This window comes from Sphingobium indicum BiD32 (genome assembly GCF_000382885.1).
In the GTDB taxonomy this organism is placed as follows: Bacteria; Pseudomonadota; Alphaproteobacteria; order Sphingomonadales; family Sphingomonadaceae; genus Sphingobium; species Sphingobium japonicum_C.
Map to the genome: position 1 here is coordinate 1 of NZ_CAVK010000076.1, position 18,880 is coordinate 18,880.

The following is an 18,880-nucleotide window of genomic DNA, read 5'->3' on the forward strand; positions in this document are numbered from 1 at the left end:
GCCTGCATAGGATCTATTACGACCGCGATCTTGAATTTGGCAGCGCCGAACCATGGAATCCCGATGCCACAACCCGCGTGCTCACCATTCTCCTAACCAGCGAATATTGAGGGAGGCCACCATGACCAAATCGCCCCCCGTGATCGAGCTTAGCTGGCGTGATGAGAATTACGGTTCCGTCTGCGCTGTCGCCGCCTTCCGCAACTATGCGGGCACACTGGATTGGAGCGACCGCACCCACCAGCGGTTTCGCGGATGCCTGAAACGCGCAGGCTTCGCCTTCCACGATGGCCGGTGCAGCTACATCGCCACCAGCGGCACCCGCGAGGATCGGCAGCGCGCCCTTTGTGACGAGCTGGCCCGCGCAGGCTTCCAGATCGACAGCGGCGACGTGAGGGCAGAGGCATGAACCGCGAACGCCGCAAGCAGATCGCCGCCGCCCGCGTGCTGATCGACAAGGGCAAGGCCCTGTTGGATGAGGCGCGCGACATGCTCGAAACCGTCAAGGATGACGAGCAGGCCGCCCGCGAAAATCTGCCACCCAGTCTTGAGGACAGCGAACGCGCGCAGGCGATGGACGCCGCAGTTTCCGAACTGGAAAGCGCGATTTCAGCCCTTGAAGACTTCGACGCCGACGAGATCGGCACGCAACTCGACACCGCCAGCGAATAGGAAGGATTGACCATGCAACCCATGCGCCACCTAGATCGAGACACGCGCCGCGCCCGCCTTCTGGCGGCGCGCACGCGCCCCGTCGGCGGCATCAACCGGCGCGGCATCTTCACCGGCCATTGGGACGGTGGCGATGTTGTGCGCCAGTTTCGCGGCGATAACGGATCGTGGATCGGCCTTGCCGCCTACAAGGCGAAGGAAGAGCCGGAGCCGCAGCCATGAAAATCAGCAACACGGCGAGCGCCGTTCGCGTCACCCTCTCCCCCACCGAGATCAGCGATTTGCAATTTGTGATCGAGGCGGCCGGAAAAAGATCGCGTGACGCGGATCGAGCAGGACCGACGCGCGCGCGAACGCCAATTCATGCTAGGCGACCGATACAGCGTCATGGCGAGCCGCGCCGACTACGCCGATGCGTCTTCTGATCCGGACGCGCGCCAATGGGTTGACCTGGTGTTTCATGAAATCATGCAGAGGCCGCTTCCCGATCAATACGAACTCCGGCGCGACGTGTGGCGTGTCCACGTTGTCCAACTGGACGGCGGCACGCTCGGCGCTGTTGTAGGCGGCGATTGCACTCAAACCGCCGACCCCGCCGAAATTACTTCCGTAGCGGAACAGCTGATCGCCCGCTTCGAGGCCAGAGCTTGACGCGCGTGGAGCGGTGGCAGCTGCCACCGCTCCAGAGAGATCTAGAATCTGGCGATGAGAGGCAGCAGCGCCGCCGCTTGGCTTCCCAGGACCGGCACCCAATAATTCGCGGCGCGGTAATCAGGGCCGTGATCGACCGCCATCACCCCAAAGACATATCCGATCATTGGCAGCGTCCACAGCAGACGCCCGCCCAGGTCCACGCCCATCAGCACCAGCGCAACGCCAAGCACAGCCCAAAGCGGAATCAGTCGTTCCATGATTTCGCGATGACGGATTATTCGCCATGCACTTTCCCGGTCATCGGCGCTAACCTGCGATACGAGGCCCATAGCTTCCCCTTTTCATCAACGGTCGCCGGCGATCATCCAACGGCTTCACGAAAATGTGAAGCGCGTTTCGCGCGCATTCTCGCCAATCCGTTGTATAGCCCCCATCGAGCGAGGGCGAGGGACTGTGACAGCGGCCCTTCGCAAATCCTCTCGCTCAAAGGAGGTGATGTGATTTGACAGCATATGAAGCAGCTCAATTGACGATCGCAGCCGTCGCGCTCGTGATCGCAATTGTGAAGCTGGGGAAGTCCGATAAGGGCTGATCTAGCGGGGCGGGTGGTCTGACAGGGCCGCCCGCCCTAAATGTTTGAACCCGCCGTGTGACAGCACGGCGGGTTCAGGTAGGTGCGTGAAATGAATCAGCACACGAAGCATTGCCTATATAGCCCTTTTCCCTTGCCAATCCAATAACCGACGCGCGCGCGAGGTGTTCCCCGTCTGTTCCCTTTGGCGCATAAGCGCCCAATGGCCGCGAACTACAACCGCCCCAAGCCCATTGATCCTATCTGGTATCGGCAAGGCTGCTATCTGCGCATCTATTGCGCTTGCGGTCGCCGCGTTGTCGCCCCGCTGGGCGACTTCGCCCGCTCGCGCCGCATTTCTTTCGATACCCGCATTTACGAGCTGATCGCGCGGCTTCGGTGCAGCCAGTGCCGCCGCAAGCCTTATGCGGACGTGTCGCGCAACCGCTCGGGCAATTAAAATGACGGAGGATCCGATTGCTCGGATGCTTCCGGCGCTATCCGTTGGGCATGTCGCCGGCGACATGCCGCAGCGTCCTCTAGGTCACCGCTATGCTATGACCTGGCGGGCGCTTTTCCCTAGATTGAGGCGGCAATGCCGCCGCGTCCGCTGTTCGACTTTGGGGCCTGTTCCTGCCCCCTGCCGCAAGGGCTGGACCGTCTCGGCCGCTGTGCGGCCTCGCTTGGCGATCAGGCGGGTTTCCCCGCCCTTCCTTCGCTACGCTCCGTGCAGGACGGGTGATCCCCCTCCCCCCTGATCGGCCCTGATTTGCGGCATTCCCCGGCCCTGCTCGCCGCTGGGCAGAAGTCGATGACCCGTCATCGCCTTCGGCTCCATTCTAGGCAGGGAAAACAGCACATGACCGACATTCCGTTGGCAACGATTCTTCGGATCAACGCCGCCCGCACCATTCCGCTCGCTCGCTATGAGGAAGAGGGCAATTTTGACCGCTTCGGCTACATCAAAGACCTTGCCGAAAATCATGGCGCTGACCTTCCCGCCGTCATCGAGATTGCCGACCTACTAGGACCGGATGAAGATTTTGACGGCCTTGTGACCACCATCGAGGACGCCGCCGAGGGCTTCGGCTTTGGTGCTCTTATCCTCGGGGGGGCGTGAGCATGGGCCAGGAGCTTATGACGCCCGCGCAGATTGCGGATATTTGCGACGGCCGAGACAAGGCCATAGCCCTTTGGCTCGGCCTCTATGACACCTACCATGCAACCCGCGACGAGGCGGCGCGCCTGACCCTTGGCGGCCCACTATCGCTGTCATGTGGCCGCGACTGGACCGAGGACACGTTGACTCGCGCTTTCAGCTGCCACCGCCTGTCCTGGCGCAGATTGAGGCGGCAAGCCGCCGCGCTGATTTGTCGCGTTTGGGGCCTGTTCCTGCCCCCTGCCGCAAGGGCTAGACCGTCTCCGCCGCTGCGCGGCTCCGCTTGGCGATCAGGCGGGTTTCCCCGCCCTTCCTTCGCTGCGCTCCGTGCAGGGCGGGTGATCCCCCTCCCCCCTGATCGGCCCCGTTTGCGGCATTCCCCGGCCCAGCGTCGCCCGCTTTCGGCAGAAGTCGATGACCCGTCATCGCCTTCGGCTCAATTAGGAAGGGAAAGCCCATGAAAATCCGTATCTACCGCCAGACCGAGCAGGACTTTGACCGAATCGAGATCGAGGGCGCGACCTTTGAAACCATCGTCAGCCGGGCAGCGGTCGAGGGGCTTCAATGCAGCGGTTACAACAGCAATCCGAGCCAGCGGCTTGAGTTGCAGGGCGCACCGAAATTCAAGGGCGTTTGCGGTCCTATGTGGGATGGCGATGCGATCCGCTACGAGTGCAGCGCCACCTATGCGGAGTTGAGCGCATGAGCGCCGCCGCCGCGATACGCACCGCGCAGGCCGACCAGCTGGGCGACCAGATCATTGCCGCAGGCTTCGCGCCAAACGGCTTTGTGCTGGATATTAACGAGGCGCTTGATGTGCCCCGTGACTTTCCCCTTTCCGCGCCGTGGAATCTGCCGTCGCGCCTGTTTCAGTTCCCCATAGAGGTTATCCGTGCAGAGCAGGACGAGCCGCGCAAGATCGGCCTTCGCCATCCTTTGCTTGCCGCCCATCCTTTCGTGCAGCACGTCGAGCGCGCGCTAGGGATCGAGATCGCCCGCGATGGCGTGACGAACCGCCACGGCTACAGCAACCGCGTTCATTCGCTCTGGCATCATGCGGTGGACCTTATCAGCGCCGGGAAATGGCGCGAATTGCTCGAAACGCAGGAGTTCACCGAGCCGCGCAATATCTTCAATGCCGTTGTCTATGGCCTTCGCTATTCGGACCACGCCGACAGGAAGGCGAGCGGTCACATCAGCACCGTCGAGGCCCGCCAGATCATGGGGGAAATGGGAGCTACCGAGCCGACCGAACGCGCCGCGTTGCTTCGCAGCTTTTCCGCGCCGTCGCCCTGCCAGCAGGAACGCGGGGCCGAGCATTGGCCGATCAATCTTCACGGACCTTGCGCCGAGGATAAGGCATGGTCCTTCATCATCGGGATCGAGGATGGTTGGTTTTCCTATGATCGTTCCGGGCATCTGCAATGGTCCCCCATGGGCCGCGACCGTTACGCGGCAGGCGATAGCGCCAGCTTCACCGAGGCGAGCGGCCAGACCGCTTTCGCCTTTTGAGGGGATCGAGCATGGCCCGCCATTGCATCCGCGAACCTCGCTACGTTCCCCCGGTGCAGCGCATCGGGGAGCAACCCGACTTGTTCGGTGGACCGACCCTTAGCCACGTTGCCGAGCGCCAAGGACCGCCGAAAGGATGGCAGCGCCAATTGCAGAAATGGGGCCGCTGCACCGTCATTGCCGATCTTGAGGCAGCGCCGCCGTCTGTCATCGACCCTCCCCCGTCCCCGTCTCCGGTTTTCCTTGTCGCTTGCGTTGCTGCGAAGCTGGACCGCCCCGCCCCGGCGCGCGATCTTTACGCATCGCCATGGTTCCAGAAGGCCCGTGCCTATGTCGAACGACAGGGCGGCGCATGGTTCATCCTGTCAGCAAAGCATGGCCTGATCGCCCCGGAAACCGTCATCGCGCGCTATGACGAAACGCTAGGCGCGATGAAGGCAGGCGCGCGCCGCCTTTGGGGCGCGCGCGTGATCGAAGCAATGGCCGAGCAGATCGACGCCGCCGCGCCGCTGATCGTTCTCGCAGGCCGCAACTATCGCGATCCCCTTTGGCCGCAGATCGAACGGCGCGCATCGGTTCCGATGGAGGGGCTTGGAATCGGTCAGCAGCTCGCTTGGTTAAGCGACAACTGAAAGCGAGAATTGTCGCGGTCCATGCGCAACTTCGCGCGATGCGCTTCGAGGGGGCATCTGTTTGTCGCGCCGCCCTTTCAATCTATCCAACGCCATTTGGCGTTGTGAGTTTGAGGATTATAGGCCCATCAACGGCCCAAGCCCCCCGGTAGGGCCGCCCACTCTCGGCAAGCGCAAATGGCGTAGTTTGCGCTTGCCGGGAGACCAGTTGCCCTCTCTATATGGCAAGGTGACTGCCCCCACACCGACAGCGCCCTTGTGGACCCAAGATCAGGCCATTGCCTATGAGGCAGCCCTTGAGGCCATCAACGATGTTATCGCCGGTTACAGCGAGCAGATCGCGCTTGAGCATGGTCGCGTTGTGCCGAACACGGCGCGGATCGCTTGGCTCGAAATGCGGACGGATCAGGCATCGGCCACCGGCCATGCGCTCAATGTGATGGATGATGAGAATGTCCGACAAACGCTGCTGGAATACAGCGCGATCGTTCGGGCGCGAGACGGCGCAGGGTGAAGGTCCGCCCGATGGGCGGGCGTTAGTTCGTTAAATCCCCCCGTCAGTGTCTTCCTAGCATGAGGGCTGCACCAGGCCGCATCAAGGATCGGCGGTTCCCCCAATTTGCTGCGCAAATCGGCTCCCCCACCGCCCGCTAGCGCGGCCGCTTCGCGGTCCCTGACCCGACCCGGCGCTGCCCTCCCCTTGGCCTCGCCAATTCCGGCAACAAGGAGGTTGTTATGTCTCATCGTCTGTTCGCTCAGCTGGCTTTCGAGCGTGCGCTTGGAAATGCTGCGATCGAGGCGCTGGCGACCGCGTTGAACGATAAGGATCATTTCGACGCGGAAAGCATGTGGCCGAAAGACCCGATGTTTATCGGCAAGACGAGTGCTGACATCGAGGCGGTTGCGGCCGAGCTGGGCCAGATCATCGAGGACCGTATCAAGGACGTGCTCGACGGCCCCGGCATCCGCAACATCGAGCGCGGCGAATGCGTCTATCCGCAAGTCGTCGCGGTCGTGCTGGCGGCCAAGGCGAAGCGCGGCCAATCCGGCTGACGCCGGAGGGGCGGGCTTAGCCCGCCCCTTTTCGCCCGCTGGGCGAAACCGATGATCTCGGTGCCATGCAGAGCGCGGGACGGGGCATCGAACCCCGCCCCGCGCAATCTCTTCTCTCTGTGTGTCGTGGCATTTTGGCATGGGTGCGCGCCAGCTTTCAAGGATCGGCGGTTCCCCCAATTTGCTGCGCAAATCGGCTCCCCCACCGCCCGCTACCGCGGCCGCTTCGCGGTCCCTGACAGCCGGCGCCGGTGCCCATGCCGGGTGTCTCCCGTCACCAACGAGAAGGAGAACCGGATGCACATCAAATTGTTTAGAGCACTGAAAGCGGCTAATCTGTCCGACGACGCCGCAGCGGAAGTTGTAGAGGCTATTGAGGAGTATATCGCCGTGAAGGTTCAGGAGGCGAACAAGGGAATCGAAAGCAAGCTGACGGCACAAACTTGGGTCATCGGCAGCGTCGGTTTCGTCCTCGCAGTCATCGGCCTCGCGCCCGCTTTCATCAAACTGTTCCAGTAAGACAAAGGGAGGCTTCGGCCTCCCTTTTTTTGCCGAACCGACTGATTGTCAGGAGACGCAAATTGACCGACTTCGCACAAGCACGGCTCGATATGTTCGAGAGCGGTTTATTCGGCCAGGGCAATGCTTTCTGGCGCTGGATCGCCACGGACGAGGCGCGGCCCTATCTGGCCGCTTTCGCCGCCGATCGCGCGCCACCCAGCGGAAGCGAGTTTTTCGCGGCCGATCTTACCGCCGAGGATCTACTTGATTCCGATCACCTGGCCGAGCTTGCCCAGAAGATCGAAGCGGCTCACGGCTAGCGCCGTGCGCGCCGGGGCTATTTGCGAGCAGATGTGCGCTGTTGCTCCGCCACGTCGCGGATCATAGCTGCCCAGCATCCCAAGATCATGCCCTCTTCATTATCGACTTCGCTTGTGGCGACCGCATAGATACCCAGCAAGTTTGCAACCTCGCTCGCCTCGACAATGCCTTGACGCGCAAGCAGCGTGGCAAACATCGAGAGTGCTCCCCCCATTGCCCGCACCAGCGGCGCATCTTGTAGCAGTCGGTCAAATTCGCGGGGCGGGTTACTGGACATAGATTGTTCCGATCAAATAAAGCGACTGCCTTTCAGGACTTGTCGCGGGAAGTGCTATCCGCTGCCAATAATTCGACAGCCGATAATCCGAAAGCATCGGCAAGGCTCTCCAAGGTAGCAAGCGTTGGATTACCATGTCCGCGCACCATGTATGAAATATGTGACGCCGCAACGCCCGAGCGTTCGGACAACTCCCCTTGAGTTATGCCTAGTTTCTTTAGTTCGCGAGCGATGTTGGCCCCGAGCTGGGCCATCAACGGCGATGTTCGTTTCAGGTATATGGTTGGCATCGTGTTCGCGTCCTTCTGGCTAGGCGCAGAATGTCGGCACGGGCAGCATGGCGCAATAGGGTTGCTCTAGAAGCTATTTGCGCCATGGCTTTCGCGCCTAGCGCAGATGGTATAGATTGTGCGCCATATTTGGACGAGCGAGGTTCAAACCCTGCATGGACGGTCAGGACGACGCGATGAAATCGGCCATGGAGCTGTTCGCAGCTCGGCTTGCAAAGCGCGATGTAGAGAGGCCGATCACCGACCATCGAACCGTCGAGCGGTTGATCGCGATGCTGGAACCGCATGAGCAACAGGTTGTCCGCTTGCGGATCGGGCTTGGCCCCTCTCCCGCGCTCACTCTTGCCGCGACTGCAAAGATCGTCGGTGTGTCGCCAAGCCGCATCGGCCAAATCGAGGACAAGGCATTCCGAAGGATCAGATGGGTCTGCAACAACATAGACATTCACGATCGTTCGGCGCTGGATGCTTTGATCGCGCGCAGGCGTGATGAAGCGGCTGAGGCCGAGCGGATCAGGAAACGCGATGCCTTGCAAAAGGCGCTAGATCAGGAGCGGAAGCGCAAAGCCAAGCAAGACCGGGACGAGGTCAGGCGAGCGAAGGCGCGCGATTCCGCTTGGAACCGCAAACTACGCGTGGCGCAGGCTGAGCTTGATCGGATGAGATCCGACGCTCAGTTTTTTGCCGAACAGATCGCTCAAATCGAGCAGCGCGCTAATTGGCTGAGGGCAATTTTGCCGCGCGACCGCCAATTGGCGGCGCTGCGCGAACAGGCCGATGAAATCCGCGATGCGATCGCGAGCGCAGAAGCCAGCATATCCAACATGCTGGCCTCGCCCCCGGATGGTCCCCAGCTAGGCAAGGAAGCTTCAACAAACGATGGCCACTGATATTGAGCCGTCCCCCGCCTTCGCGCCGCAGATCGGCCGCGTTTATTTGCGCGTCAGCACCGATGCACAGGACTTACGCCGACAGGATGCCATCGTAGCCGAGGCGAAGGCAGCGGGCTATTATGTCGCGGCAGTCTATCGGGAGAAGGCATCGGGTGCCCGTGCCGACCGCCCCGAGTTGCTGCGTATGATTGCCGATCTTCAACCCGGTGAAGTGGTGATTGCCGAGAAGATTGACCGGATTAGTCGTCTTCCCTTGGCCGAGGCCGAGCAGCTGGTTGAGACAATTCGTGCGCGAGGCGCGCGACTTGCCATTCCCGGCGTCGTGGACCTGTCCGACCTCGCGGCCGACGCCGAGGGCATCGCCCGCATCGTGCTCGAATCTGTTCAGGCGATGCTCTTGAAGATCGCCCTGCAGATGGCTCACGACGATTACACCGATCGCCGCGAGCGACAGCGCCAAGGTATCGCCTTGGCAAAGGCCGCAGGGCGCAGCGGAGGGCGCAAAGGCGATCGGGCAACGCACGCCCGCATTGTGGCATTGCGCGAAGCGGGCAAGAGCATTGCCAAAACGGCAGAGCTGGCCGATTGCGACCGCAGCACCGTCAAGCGGGTGTGGGCGGCCCATCGTGCCGCCCAGGTGCAAGAACCCAGCCCTCAGCGAAATCATCGTGAGCGGAACCGCTGATTGCCCTTTCTGTTCGGCTTCAAGCCGGTGGCAGCTGCCACCGGCAGTCCCCTGCTCGCGTCAACGGACTGCCAGCTACGGAAAGAGCGGCGGAGCCGCGACAGGGTTTTCCAATCCCCGCCGTGCCGATCGAGCGCAGCGACCTATGGGTGCCAATGGCCAGTGGCAGCTGCCACCGCCGCCAGTCCAAATTGCTGCATCTACTCGGGCCGTTTCCTTTGGGCGTTGCTGTCTGACGGATACGAACTCCACATCGCCACTAATGCGGGCAAGCAGAAAACCGGCCTTCGGCCTTGGGTTTCCGCAAGCGGACCCTCCCATTTTCAGCTTGCCCGCGTAGCTCAGCTCCGCCGCAAAAAATCCGTCAGCAACGCTTATCCAAAGGAGACTACCATGCAGAACATCGCTGAATTTCGGATCATCGGCCGCGTTGGCAGTGTCGATACGACCGATAAAGTCACCCATGTTTCCGTCGCCGCGAACTACAACCGCAAGGATGGCGATGAATGGAAGACCGATACGCACTGGAACCGCGTGACGTTCTTCCGCCAGCTGGCAGAGCGCGCCGCTGACTTGGGCAAGGGCGACCTGGTTCACATCACCGGACGGGTCCGCCAGAACAGCTACGAGAGCAATGGCGAAACCCGCTACTCGGTGGACCTGATCGCTGAGGGGCTGGGTATCTTGGTTCGGGGCGGGGCTGACTAAGCCCCCCCCCTTTCACCTAAAACGGGCGGCCTGGTGGCCGCCCTTTTTTGTGGACAATGCTTTTCACAGACCCTAACAAGAATAGGGTTTAACTACGTGAGGCATGTGTGGCAGCCAAACTGTTCAATCGTGTAGCGAGCTTGCGCGTCGCTTCCGGACTTACGCAATCCGAGCTGGCAGCGAGGATTCAAGTCTCCCCTGAAACAGTCGCGGCCATCGAGAACGGCAGACAGGACGCCACTTTGCTGACGGCGCTACGTATGTCGCGTGCCCTGCGAACCGAGGTGCCGAACATCTTCAGGGAGCAGCCTTTCCCTAAGCTGATCGGCTCCGAGCGAGGCGAGAGCCGAACAGCTTAGGAGGCCGCTATGCGCCGTGAGATTGCCAGCAAACTTCGGCGCGCAGCCAGCGTGCTACGGACTGTCATGCTTTGGGCATCGCTTGCCCTGTGGCTTGCGATCGCGGCAACCGCGCTGATCGTCGTCCTTGCAGTCGGACTCGCGGCCTATTTCGCTTTTGGCTGGCTAGGAGTGGGAGCCGTCGCCGTCTTCGTGCTGATCGTTTTCTTCGGCAAAGACCCACCAACCGAACAGACCGGCCCGCGCCGCAAGGGCAAGGGCCTCAACCTGAACGACGATCCGAACCCATGGTATATGCAGTCGCAGTATCGCTTCGGATCGGGAAACAGCGCCGCTCATAACCGCTGGCACAAGTAGCCCGTGGCGCAGCCATTGAAGGGATTCTCAATGCGAACAATCGTAGTGACCAATGAGCGCGGCGGCATCGGCAAGACCACGCTTACCTGTCATATTGCGTGGCATCTGGCCGAGCAGGGCAAGCGTGTCGTGGTCCTGGACCTGGACAAGCAATGCCACAGTGCCGGGATGCTGAAAGCCGAGTTCGAGCAGATCGGCCCGGTTCAGTCGATTCTTGACTTCGACCCGAACGAAGAACCTCCGGCGCTGGCCTGTTTCAAGAACACACGGCAGATCGTCGAGTTGACGACTGACAGCCCGCAGCAAGGCCAGCACATCGGCGCTTATGTCCGCGCCATTCGTGCCGGCCTTGCCAAGCACTACGACTACTGCGTGATCGACACTGCGCCCGCGTGGGATGGCCGGAACCTCATGGCGCTGATTGCGTCCGATTATGTCGCGGTCCCACTGGACCCCGACAAAACCGCGCGTCAGTCGCTCAACGAAATCTCGCAAAGCATCAGCCTTGCAAACAAGGTGCGCGGGGAGGGTAACGCGACCCGGTTCGGGATCGTGTTCAACCGCGTTCAGACAACGAGCGAAGTTTCAAAAATGCTGATGGACCGCATTGGGCAGGCGCTTCCTGCCAATGTGGTGCCGCACACCATTCCGCACCGCGAGCACATGCGCGAGGCGGCTTTACTCGAAATTCCCGTTTGGCGCTTGGCAAAGGACACGCGGCGTAGCGCGCCGATCGTGCGCGAAGTCGTCTCCTACATTGTCGATCAAGCTGAGAGGGAAGCCGCATGAGCAAGGCAGCTGTCAAACCGGCGAAGAAGAGCTTTGCCGACTTCGATATGGACGCGATGGACTTTTCGGCCGTCCCCGCGAATACCGAGTTCAAGGCAGCTGGACGGTTTCAGCGCCTTCCGCTCGATGACATTGATCCAGACCCCACGCAGGTTCGCCGGGAGTTCGACCAGGCCGAGATTGATGCACTGGCCGCAACCATCAAGGACCGCGGCTTGCTGCAACCCATCGTTGTCGCGCCAACATCGAACGGTCGCTACATCATCCGCTACGGAGAGCGGCGCTATCGCGCGTGCCGCCAGCTTGGTTTCGACCAGATCGACACCGTTCTGGATCAGGCGGACGCCGAGCGCGATATTGGCCTCGACCAGTTTCTTGAGAACGAGCAACGCCAAGCCCTAAGTCTGGCTGAGCGCGTCAGTTTCATCGCGAGCCGCGTCAGTGACACGCTCTCGACAAAGGATCTAGCCGCGCGCATCGCCAAGCCGCATTCGGAAGTGAAGCGGCTCTACTCGCTGCGCACCTTGCCCGAGGACATTCTTGCCGCGTTGAAGAATTGTTCTCCGCGTGCCGCCGTCGCGATCAAACACGCGATCGAGCTGGACGAGCAGGCCACGCGCAATTTCGTGGCAGCAAACGAAAATCCGACAGCCGCCGCCTGTGAGCAGTTTCTTGCTACGCTCCAAGGCAGCCCCGAGGAAGAGACCGCGCAGGCCGGTGCCGCTAAAGCGATCGACGATCCAGCGTCGCCCCAAGAATCGCGCGCGCCGGTGGCAGCTGCCACCAGTGCGACGGACGATCGTCGGGAGCGGCCTGAACTGGACGCTCACGACGACGAGCGGGAAGGGGAGGGGGCCGTGCTTGCCGATCCTTCCGATCACAAGCCGCGCGCCCCCCGTCAGCCGAAAGAGGCTACCGACGCACCGGCTATCATCATTCAGGGCCGTCGCGGGATTGTTCTAAGTGGCCAGGTCACGGTTCGGTTCGACGGCGAGGCCGCGCCCCAAACCTTCGACTTCTGATAGCTTTTACCGTCCACGTTCTCTCAGCATCGAGGCGACGTGGAATTTAGAGCGGTGGCAGTTGCCACCGCTTTTTGTTTGTGGGGTAGGTATCTACTGTATGGCAGGATAAGCCTTGCGGCGGCTAATGTTAACCGATACGCTCAATCCTATCGGATCGCGCTTCACGGTTGGGAGATACCTACCCCACATGGAAAAGACGCTGGGCTTCAAGATCGAGGCAACCAAGCTCGCAAAGATTGACGCGCTTGCGCAGACGAGGGGAGGGCGCGGCCCCTTCATGCGTCAACTGGTTGACGCCGTGCTCCGGCAGTCCGGGGCGGCCAGCGAGGCCGCACCTCTTGTTGACCGCGAGGCCGCTGGCGAGCATCGCCTTTATCTTCGGCCGACCGAAACCGAACTGGCCGTGATCCGCCATCGCGCAAAAGAGCGCCGCATGACCCCGGCGACCTGGGCCATGGCTCTTGTGCGGCGACACATCGGCATTGCCGCGCCTGTCGATCGCGAATTGCGCGAAGAGCTGTTGAATTGCCGTCAGGCGTTGCAGCGCATTGGGCGCAACGTGAATCAGATCGCCCGAGCCGCTAACAAGATGGCGCTGGCGGACAATGCAGCGGAGATCGCCGGCGAGCTGCAAAAGGTCAACGACCTGCGCGCGGCGATCGGCGCGGCCGTCGAAGGTATCGGCGCCGCTACGAAAGCTGACCTGTCCTATTGGGAGGTTTCCAGTGAGCGACTTTGATAGCAGCTTTGAGGCGGGACAGCTTGCCGCGCTGTTCAAACCAAAGCTGACCAGCGACCCGAACAGGCGCGGGGCCGATATGTTGCTGCGCTCGCTGAGTTCGAGGCGGGCAGGCCAGGGCGGGAGCACGCGGGCGCGGCTTGCTCGCGTTGTCAGCCGTGCCCCGGAGGTCATGGTCAAGGTTACGGGCAGGCCGAAGGGCAAGAACCACGCGGCTGCGCATTTCGACTATATCGGCCGGAAAGGCGATGTGCCGCTTGAAACGCGTGATGGCGACATACTGACTGACAAGGAAGCTCGGGCGGAGCTGGCGCGCGATTGGGGCGATCCTGTCTATTGGCGTGACAATTCTACCGTAGCCGCCGTGAGCATGGTTTTTTCGATGCCGGCAGGGACAGACCCCGACAAGGTTCTTTCAGCGGTGCGCGAGGTCGCGCGCAGCGAGATCGGGCATGAGTGGGATTACGTCCTGGCGCTGCATACGGACACACCGCGGCCCCACGTGCATGTGACGGTTGCCGCGCGCGGCGACACAGGGCAACGCTTCAACCCGCGACCTCAAACGCTGCATCATTACCGGGAGCGCTTTGCAGAGGAATTGCGGGCGAGGGGGGTTACTGCCGAGGCAACGCCTCGCGCAGCGCGTGGTGTCGGCCGAGCCGGTCAGAGCATGGCCCTGAATCGGATGAGGCAGCGCTACATGGCCGGCACCGCACCTGCGCCGTTTGCCAATCAGAAGATCACTGCGGCCGCGCGAGACCAGCTGGCGGGGCGGTCAACCGCTCCGGATTTCGTGGTGCGCGGGCGGCAGGCATGGAATGAGACGCAACACCGCTATCTAGCTGCCGCCAAGCGGCTTGAGACAAGCAGCGATCCAGCTGACCGCCAGCTTGCCGACCAGGTGCGGCAATTTGTGGGGGCAGGGCGAACGCCTACAATTCATGAGCGATCGGTAGCCGCGATGGAGCGGAAGCGGCAGAGCGAACGATCTAGGAACCGCGATCGTTCGCGGGAAGGGCCAGGACGATAGTTATTGGCCGTGCTTGGTCCAACCAACGCTGTTTGCACGTTCCAAAGCGACCAATGCGTCTGATACCGCCTTCTGTGCGACTAGAAGATAACCTTCGGCAATGCTGGGCCATGTTAGCTCATCGAACGGATTTGTGACGTTGCCGTTGAAATAGTCGAGAGCTTCATGAGCGCGTGCAGCCGCCTCGATTACCTTGCCGGTATGTTTCTTTGCCCTGTCAGATTTCTTCATCGTGCCTCATGAGGGGGCGTTTGCGGGAGGGGGCGGAATCCTACGCTAAGGATTTGGGCCAGCGATATTCCCCGGTTAGATTGATGTGTTCCCATCCCAACGGCGAGACGTGGGCGAGTAGATCAGGCGCGATATGGGTACCGCTGGCGGCCCGGGTATTGACGACCTCGCCGAGCTTCATGGTGTTCCAGAATATGATGATGGCGGCGAGCAGGTTCATTCCGGCGATGCGATAGTGCTGGCCTTCGCCGGATCGATCCCGGATTTCACCTCGGCGGTGGAAGCTGATGGCGCGCTTTAGGGCGTGGTGGGCCTCACCCTTGTTGAGGCCGATCTGAGCCTGGCGCTGGAGGCCGGCATCAAGAATCCAGTCGATCATGAACAGGGTTCGCTCGATGCGGCCCACCTCTCGCAATGCGAGGGCCAGCTCATTCTGGCGCGGGTAAGAGGCGAGCTTGCGAAGAATCTGGCTGGGGGCGACGATCCCCGCTGCGATCGTCGCCATGATGCGCAGGATGTCGGGCCAGTTGCGCTCGATGAGCGGTTCATTGATCTTACCTCCGACCAGCGCTCGCACATTGGCCGGCGTCGCGTTGGGCGTGAAGGCATAGAGTCTTTTCTGAGGGAGAGGGCATCGCGTGGAAGGTACGCCAGACAACGCTAAGCGAGAACATTTCAAGAACCGTATGATGGCCGTTACCGCCGGAGGTCGCTAAGCCCCAGTTCTTCCCACATCCATGTAAAGTCATAGGTGCCCATCGGATCGGCGGTGCCCGATTTTGCCGCGCCATTTTCGATATATTTGAGCCAGTCGGCTACCTTTATGGCCGCTTCGACCTCGACCTGAACGACCGGATTGATTTTGGACGGCTTGCAGCGTGAGGCGGCTGATCGGCCTATAACATTTGGGTACACCCCAGAGTGATAGGGCCGAGTGACACCATTCGTCTGTCACAAAAGGGTGGGTTTGCGCTCAATGTGACGATACACTGCAAGAGCCACCCTAATGTGACGGATTTTGCACTTGGCTCGTATCGGATATGCCCGCGTCAGCACCACGGACCAGGATCTGGATATCCAGATTGGCCGCCTCAAGAATGCAGGTTGCGAAATTATCCGTTCCGAGACCGGATCGGGGGCCTCGCGGAGCGGGCGCACGGAACTGGAAACGATCATGCAGTTTATGCACACCGGCGACGAGCTGGTCGTGCTGCGGCTCGACCGGCTCGGCCGCTCCACGCGCGATGTCCTGAACCTGGTGCATGAGCTTGATGAAAAGGGAGCTTCGCTGCGCATCCTTGAGCCAGAGGTGACGACGGCGGGCGACATGGGGCGAATGGTCATCACCATACTCGGCATGGTCGCCGATATGGAGCTGAAGTTCATCAAGGATCGTCAGCGCGCCGGGATCGAAGCGGCGCGCGCCGAAGGCGTTTACAAAGGCCGGAAGAAGAACGTCGATGACGATGAAATCCGCCGTCGCCTTGCCGCCGGCGCCAGCAAGGCCCGCGTTGCCCGCGACCTGAAGGTCTCACGAATGACCGTCTATCGGGCGCTCGACATTATTCCGTCACAGACCAAACTGCCGGAAAAGCCGCCCACTGCCAGCATCGCCCTGCATCTGATTATCGAGAACTTCAACAAGCGTGGAAGAGGTAGAAAACCCGCTCGGGAGCGGATTGAGGCGATGCTGGAACGCGACTACGCCATGGTAAAAAACGGCAATTGTGATTACAAACTGACCGTCGCCTATGACCCCGATCCGGATGGCATTTCCCTTGATGAGGAAATCCAAAGCCTCCTCTCCGAGATGTTCAACATCGCAGAGAGCTACAATTGCTCCATGGAAGCCGATATCTACGAGGTCGGTGGTCAGCAACGGTCCTGGTAGAATCAATCAAGCGTTCAGTGTTCGTTCTTCAACCTGGGGTGACTGCACGAAAGTGACTTATCTGCACGCTAAGAGCGAACGGACCGGGAACGCTGGGACTTTGTGTTCTTCTCCGTGGCTTCGAGGGCTTTGTAGAGGGCGGTTTTGCCGATCTTGAGCCGGGCCGCCGCCTCACGAACAGTGAGGCCCGCTGCGATATGCGCCCGCGCTTTACGTAGTTTGTCGGGGGTAACGACAGGCCGGCGACCACCCTTGTTGCCCCGCTCGCGTGCGGCCTTGAGGCCGGCATGAGTGCGTTCACGGATCAGGTCACGCTCGAATTGGGCCAGCGAGCCGAAGATGTTGAACACCAGCATGCCGCCCGAAGTGGTGGTGTCGATATTCTCGGTGAGTGAGCGGAACCCGATGCCGCGCGCCGCAAGCTCGCCGACCTTCTCGATCAGGTGGCTCATCGAGCGGCCGAGGCGGTCGAGTTTCCAGACCACCAGCGTGTCGCCGGGGCGCAAATAGGCGAGCGCTTCGGTTAGGCCAGGCCGATCGGCTTTTGCCCCGGATGCGTGATCGTCGAATATACGGTCGCACCCGGCAGTGTTCAGCGCGTCAAGCTGGAGCGACAGCTTCTGGTCTGCGGTCGAGACGCGCGCATAGCCGATCAGCGCCACATGATGCCCGATCCTGTCCGTTTTCCCGTCATTATGCGATCTTGTCCGAATCGCCGTTACAGGTCCAGAGTTAACGGACATATTCCTGTTGGCCGCCAGAGGACCGTCTGACGGACACGCAAAGCGAAGGAGATGATGCTTGGCGAGACGGCGACTGGTGAGCCTGGAAATCTGGGCGAGGCATTATGGCGCGCCGCTCGATGAGCGCGAGATCGCGCGTCATTATACGCTGACCAGCGACGACCTGGAAATTGTCGGCCGCCGTCGCGGCGATGCCACCCGGCTCGGCTATGCGATGCTCATGCTATATATGAGATGGCCTGGCCGTGCGCTGGAAGCGGGCGAAGTCCCGCCCGCTCCTGTGCTCGCCTATGTGGCGCAGCAACTCGGCGTCGCGCCGGCAGCCTTCGCGGATTATGCCCATCGGGACCAGACCCGTCGCGAGCATCTCGTCGAAATCCGACGATCGCACGGGTTCAGGATTTTTGACCGCAACGCTTTCCGTGAAGTTGTCGCCTTCTCGGTCCCAATCGCGCAGACCATCATACACCCCGGCCAGATGGCAGACGTCATCGTCGATGAACTCCGGCGCCTGCAGATCCTCCTGCCTTCTCCGTCGATTCTCGAAGCGGTGCTGCGGCGGGCGCGCCAGCAAGCCGAACAGCTTACCTATGAAGTGCTCACGAATGGCCTGCTGCCTGACACCCTTCAGGGCCTGGACGATTTGCTGGCCCGACGACCGGGGCAGGTCGCGACATGGCTATCCTGGATGCGCAATGCGCCACAATCGCCGGCAGCGCGCAACATCCTGCGCCTGATCGAACGGCTCGCCTATATCCGCGCGCTGGGCCTCGATCGCGCCCGTGCCGACATGATCCCGGCTTTGACTTTTGACAGGCTGGCGGACGAAGGCAGCCGCATCACACCCCAGCACCTTGGCGAACTCAATGCCCTGCGCCGCCATGCGACGCTGGCGGCAACCGGCATCCGGCTTGAGGAAAGCCTGACCGACGCCACCCTGACGATGTTCGACAAGCTGTTGGGCAGCATGGCGCGCCGCGCCGAGAACCGGACCCGCGACAAAGCCCTCAAGACGGTGCGCGAGTTGCAAGGCCACCTCCGGACGCTCACGGGGTCTTGCCGCCTCCTCATCGACGCGCGCAGCAAGGGCGTGGATTTTCTGGCGCAGATCGAGGCGCTGGACTGGCAGCACTTCGCCGTGGCCGTCGAGCAGGCCGAAGTGCTCGGGCGACCGGAAACCGTCGATCGCACCGCCGAATTGATCGAGCGGCATCGGACGGTGAAGCTCTTTGTCGGCGCTTTTCTCAACGCCTTCGAGTTTCGCGGCGCCGGCGCGGTTCAGGGGCTCCTGTCAGCGCTGGCCATCATCGCGGAGCTATATCGGACCGGCAAACGGCGCTTGCCTGATCGCGTGCCGCTACGCTTTGTGCCGCCCGCATGGCGCCCGTTCGTCCTGCGGGATGGCATCGTTGATCGTGCCGCTTATGAACTATGCGCCTTGTCGCAACTACGCGAGCGGTTGCGAGCCGGGGATATATGGGTCGCGGGAAGCCGGCAGTTTCGCGATTTCGACAGCTATCTCATACCGCCGGCGACCTTTGCGGCGCTGCGCGAGAAGGGGCCGTTGCCGCTCGCCATCGAAACGGATTTCGAGCGCCATATCGAGGAACGGCGCACCAGGCTCGACACGGCGATCGAGCAGGTAACGGTCCTTGCACGGCAAGGGGAGCTGCCCCAGGTTAAGCTTGACGAAAACGGTCTCATCATCTCGCCGCTGAAGGCGGCAACACCGCCCGCCACCGAGATTGCCCGTCGCGCCGCCTATGATGGGGTTTGAGTAGCAACGGA

Annotated in this window: 30 protein-coding genes and 2 pseudogenes; 25 read left to right on the forward strand and 7 right to left on the reverse strand. The window is 61.6% G+C overall.

What is annotated here, in order from left to right:
• From EBBID32_RS24065 to EBBID32_RS08200, 5 genes are all read left to right on the forward strand, one after another.
• Window positions 1–110 (forward strand): DUF3768 domain-containing protein (locus tag EBBID32_RS24065; RefSeq protein ID WP_156022505.1); only part of this gene is annotated, 110 nt, incomplete at its 5' end.
• Between the two features lie 11 nt (window positions 111–121).
• The gene (locus EBBID32_RS08185) at window positions 122–409 is read left to right on the forward strand and encodes a hypothetical protein (protein ID WP_006953883.1); all 288 of its coding nucleotides are present in this window, start codon (window positions 122–124) and stop codon (window positions 407–409) included.
• Entirely contained in the window at window positions 406–672 is a 267-nt protein-coding gene (locus tag EBBID32_RS08190; RefSeq protein ID WP_004213311.1) for a hypothetical protein, read from the forward strand. Before EBBID32_RS08185 ends, EBBID32_RS08190 begins: the two co-directional genes overlap by 4 nt.
• A gap of 12 nt (window positions 673–684) precedes the next feature.
• Window positions 685–894 carry a hypothetical protein gene (locus EBBID32_RS08195; RefSeq protein ID WP_004213310.1) on the forward strand — a complete coding sequence of 70 codons (210 nt, stop codon included), beginning with the start codon at window positions 685–687 and terminating at the stop codon, window positions 892–894.
• Window positions 895–990: 96 nt separating this feature from the next.
• Window positions 991–1,323, forward strand: a complete 333-nt coding sequence (locus EBBID32_RS08200) for a hypothetical protein (protein ID WP_006953887.1) — start codon at window positions 991–993, stop codon at window positions 1,321–1,323.
• A gap of 41 nt (window positions 1,324–1,364) precedes the next feature.
• On the opposite strand, the gene EBBID32_RS08205 is transcribed toward EBBID32_RS08200, so the two are convergent.
• Window positions 1,365–1,655, reverse strand: a complete 291-nt coding sequence (locus EBBID32_RS08205) for a hypothetical protein (RefSeq protein WP_006953889.1) — start codon at window positions 1,653–1,655, stop codon at window positions 1,365–1,367.
• A 465-nt stretch (window positions 1,656–2,120) separates the two neighbouring features.
• Between EBBID32_RS08205 and EBBID32_RS08210 the strand changes: the two genes are divergently transcribed.
• The 9 genes from EBBID32_RS08210 (at window position 2,121) to EBBID32_RS08255 (ending at window position 7,074) form a co-directional block, all read left to right on the forward strand.
• Window positions 2,121–2,357 (forward strand): hypothetical protein, encoded by a 237-nt coding sequence (locus tag EBBID32_RS08210; protein ID WP_006953891.1) that lies wholly within the window; start codon window positions 2,121–2,123, stop codon window positions 2,355–2,357.
• Between the two features lie 399 nt (window positions 2,358–2,756).
• On the forward strand, window positions 2,757–3,017 hold the full coding sequence (locus EBBID32_RS08215) for a hypothetical protein (RefSeq protein WP_006953895.1): 261 nt from the start codon (window positions 2,757–2,759) through the stop codon (window positions 3,015–3,017).
• 496 nt (window positions 3,018–3,513) lie between these two features.
• Window positions 3,514–3,762: a hypothetical protein gene (locus EBBID32_RS08225; RefSeq protein ID WP_006953897.1), complete on the forward strand. Its 249-nt coding sequence runs from the start codon at window positions 3,514–3,516 to the stop codon at window positions 3,760–3,762.
• Window positions 3,759–4,568 (forward strand): hypothetical protein, encoded by an 810-nt coding sequence (locus tag EBBID32_RS08230; protein WP_006953899.1) that lies wholly within the window; start codon window positions 3,759–3,761, stop codon window positions 4,566–4,568. Before EBBID32_RS08225 ends, EBBID32_RS08230 begins: the two co-directional genes overlap by 4 nt.
• Before the next feature lie 11 nt (window positions 4,569–4,579).
• Window positions 4,580–5,200 (forward strand): DUF6884 domain-containing protein, encoded by a 621-nt coding sequence (locus tag EBBID32_RS08235; protein ID WP_007016086.1) that lies wholly within the window; start codon window positions 4,580–4,582, stop codon window positions 5,198–5,200.
• Between the two features lie 256 nt (window positions 5,201–5,456).
• Window positions 5,457–5,714: a hypothetical protein gene (locus tag EBBID32_RS08240; RefSeq protein ID WP_006953903.1), complete on the forward strand. Its 258-nt coding sequence runs from the start codon at window positions 5,457–5,459 to the stop codon at window positions 5,712–5,714.
• 221 nt (window positions 5,715–5,935) lie between these two features.
• Window positions 5,936–6,253: a hypothetical protein gene (locus EBBID32_RS08245; RefSeq protein ID WP_006953908.1), complete on the forward strand. Its 318-nt coding sequence runs from the start codon at window positions 5,936–5,938 to the stop codon at window positions 6,251–6,253.
• Window positions 6,254–6,550: 297 nt separating this feature from the next.
• A complete protein-coding gene (locus EBBID32_RS08250) occupies window positions 6,551–6,772 on the forward strand; it encodes a hypothetical protein (RefSeq protein WP_004213291.1) in 222 nt (73 codons plus the stop codon).
• Between the two features lie 62 nt (window positions 6,773–6,834).
• Window positions 6,835–7,074, forward strand: coding sequence for a hypothetical protein (locus EBBID32_RS08255; RefSeq protein WP_006953912.1), 240 nt, complete (start codon window positions 6,835–6,837; stop codon window positions 7,072–7,074).
• 17 nt (window positions 7,075–7,091) lie between these two features.
• Here the strand turns inward: EBBID32_RS08255 and EBBID32_RS08260 are convergent, their stop codons facing one another.
• Window positions 7,092–7,352, reverse strand: coding sequence for a hypothetical protein (locus EBBID32_RS08260; RefSeq protein WP_225870704.1), 261 nt, complete (start codon window positions 7,350–7,352; stop codon window positions 7,092–7,094).
• A gap of 32 nt (window positions 7,353–7,384) precedes the next feature.
• A complete protein-coding gene (locus tag EBBID32_RS23545) occupies window positions 7,385–7,642 on the reverse strand; it encodes a helix-turn-helix domain-containing protein (protein WP_081215339.1) in 258 nt (85 codons plus the stop codon).
• A gap of 155 nt (window positions 7,643–7,797) precedes the next feature.
• Here EBBID32_RS23545 and EBBID32_RS08265 point away from each other — a divergent pair, with 155 nt between their 5' ends.
• From EBBID32_RS08265 to EBBID32_RS08305, 9 genes are all read left to right on the forward strand, one after another.
• Window positions 7,798–8,532, forward strand: a complete 735-nt coding sequence (locus EBBID32_RS08265; protein WP_006953917.1) for a sigma factor-like helix-turn-helix DNA-binding protein — start codon at window positions 7,798–7,800, stop codon at window positions 8,530–8,532.
• Window positions 8,522–9,220 carry a recombinase family protein gene (locus EBBID32_RS08270; protein WP_004213279.1) on the forward strand — a complete coding sequence of 233 codons (699 nt, stop codon included), beginning with the start codon at window positions 8,522–8,524 and terminating at the stop codon, window positions 9,218–9,220. Before EBBID32_RS08265 ends, EBBID32_RS08270 begins: the two co-directional genes overlap by 11 nt.
• Before the next feature lie 393 nt (window positions 9,221–9,613).
• Window positions 9,614–9,928 (forward strand): single-stranded DNA-binding protein, encoded by a 315-nt coding sequence (locus EBBID32_RS08275; RefSeq protein WP_004213277.1) that lies wholly within the window; start codon window positions 9,614–9,616, stop codon window positions 9,926–9,928.
• 107 nt (window positions 9,929–10,035) lie between these two features.
• Complete coding sequence (locus EBBID32_RS08280) at window positions 10,036–10,287, forward strand: helix-turn-helix transcriptional regulator (RefSeq protein ID WP_007016081.1); 252 nt, start codon at window positions 10,036–10,038, stop codon at window positions 10,285–10,287.
• A 9-nt stretch (window positions 10,288–10,296) separates the two neighbouring features.
• Window positions 10,297–10,644, forward strand: a complete 348-nt coding sequence (locus EBBID32_RS08285; protein WP_004213276.1) for a hypothetical protein — start codon at window positions 10,297–10,299, stop codon at window positions 10,642–10,644.
• Window positions 10,645–10,674: 30 nt separating this feature from the next.
• Entirely contained in the window at window positions 10,675–11,433 is a 759-nt protein-coding gene (locus tag EBBID32_RS08290) for a ParA family protein (RefSeq protein WP_004213275.1), read from the forward strand.
• Window positions 11,430–12,455 (forward strand): ParB/RepB/Spo0J family partition protein, encoded by a 1,026-nt coding sequence (locus EBBID32_RS08295; RefSeq protein WP_006953923.1) that lies wholly within the window; start codon window positions 11,430–11,432, stop codon window positions 12,453–12,455. Before EBBID32_RS08290 ends, EBBID32_RS08295 begins: the two co-directional genes overlap by 4 nt.
• A 190-nt stretch (window positions 12,456–12,645) precedes the next feature.
• Window positions 12,646–13,197: a plasmid mobilization relaxosome protein MobC gene (mobC, locus tag EBBID32_RS08300; protein ID WP_004213273.1), complete on the forward strand. Its 552-nt coding sequence runs from the start codon at window positions 12,646–12,648 to the stop codon at window positions 13,195–13,197.
• Window positions 13,184–14,227 (forward strand): relaxase/mobilization nuclease domain-containing protein, encoded by a 1,044-nt coding sequence (locus tag EBBID32_RS08305; RefSeq protein ID WP_004213271.1) that lies wholly within the window; start codon window positions 13,184–13,186, stop codon window positions 14,225–14,227. The genes mobC and EBBID32_RS08305 overlap by 14 nt, the downstream gene beginning before the upstream one ends.
• Here the strand turns inward: EBBID32_RS08305 and EBBID32_RS08310 are convergent, their stop codons facing one another.
• The 3 genes and pseudogenes from EBBID32_RS08310 to EBBID32_RS08320 all read right to left on the reverse strand — a co-directional run bounded on the left by EBBID32_RS08310 (window position 14,228) and on the right by EBBID32_RS08320 (window position 15,373).
• Window positions 14,228–14,458 carry a hypothetical protein gene (locus EBBID32_RS08310; protein WP_006953926.1) on the reverse strand — a complete coding sequence of 77 codons (231 nt, stop codon included), beginning with the start codon at window positions 14,456–14,458 and terminating at the stop codon, window positions 14,228–14,230.
• Between the two features lie 40 nt (window positions 14,459–14,498).
• A pseudogene (locus EBBID32_RS08315) lies at window positions 14,499–15,161 on the reverse strand (Tn3 family transposase); the annotation flags it as partial.
• Complete coding sequence (locus tag EBBID32_RS08320) at window positions 15,155–15,373, reverse strand: hypothetical protein (protein WP_006953930.1); 219 nt, start codon at window positions 15,371–15,373, stop codon at window positions 15,155–15,157. The pseudogene EBBID32_RS08315 and the gene EBBID32_RS08320, both read right to left, overlap by 7 nt.
• Window positions 15,374–15,482: 109 nt before the next feature.
• Here EBBID32_RS08320 and EBBID32_RS08325 point away from each other — a divergent pair, with 109 nt between their 5' ends.
• On the forward strand, window positions 15,483–16,349 hold the full coding sequence (locus EBBID32_RS08325) for a recombinase family protein (RefSeq protein ID WP_006953933.1): 867 nt from the start codon (window positions 15,483–15,485) through the stop codon (window positions 16,347–16,349).
• A gap of 68 nt (window positions 16,350–16,417) precedes the next feature.
• Here the strand turns inward: EBBID32_RS08325 and EBBID32_RS08330 are convergent, their stop codons facing one another.
• Entirely contained in the window at window positions 16,418–17,011 is a 594-nt protein-coding gene (locus EBBID32_RS08330; protein WP_006953935.1) for a recombinase family protein, read from the reverse strand.
• Window positions 17,012–17,150: 139 nt separating this feature from the next.
• Here EBBID32_RS08330 and EBBID32_RS08335 point away from each other — a divergent pair.
• Window positions 17,151–18,860, forward strand: a pseudogene (locus EBBID32_RS08335) (DUF4158 domain-containing protein); the annotation flags it as partial.
• Between the last annotated feature and the right edge of the window lie 20 nt (window positions 18,861–18,880).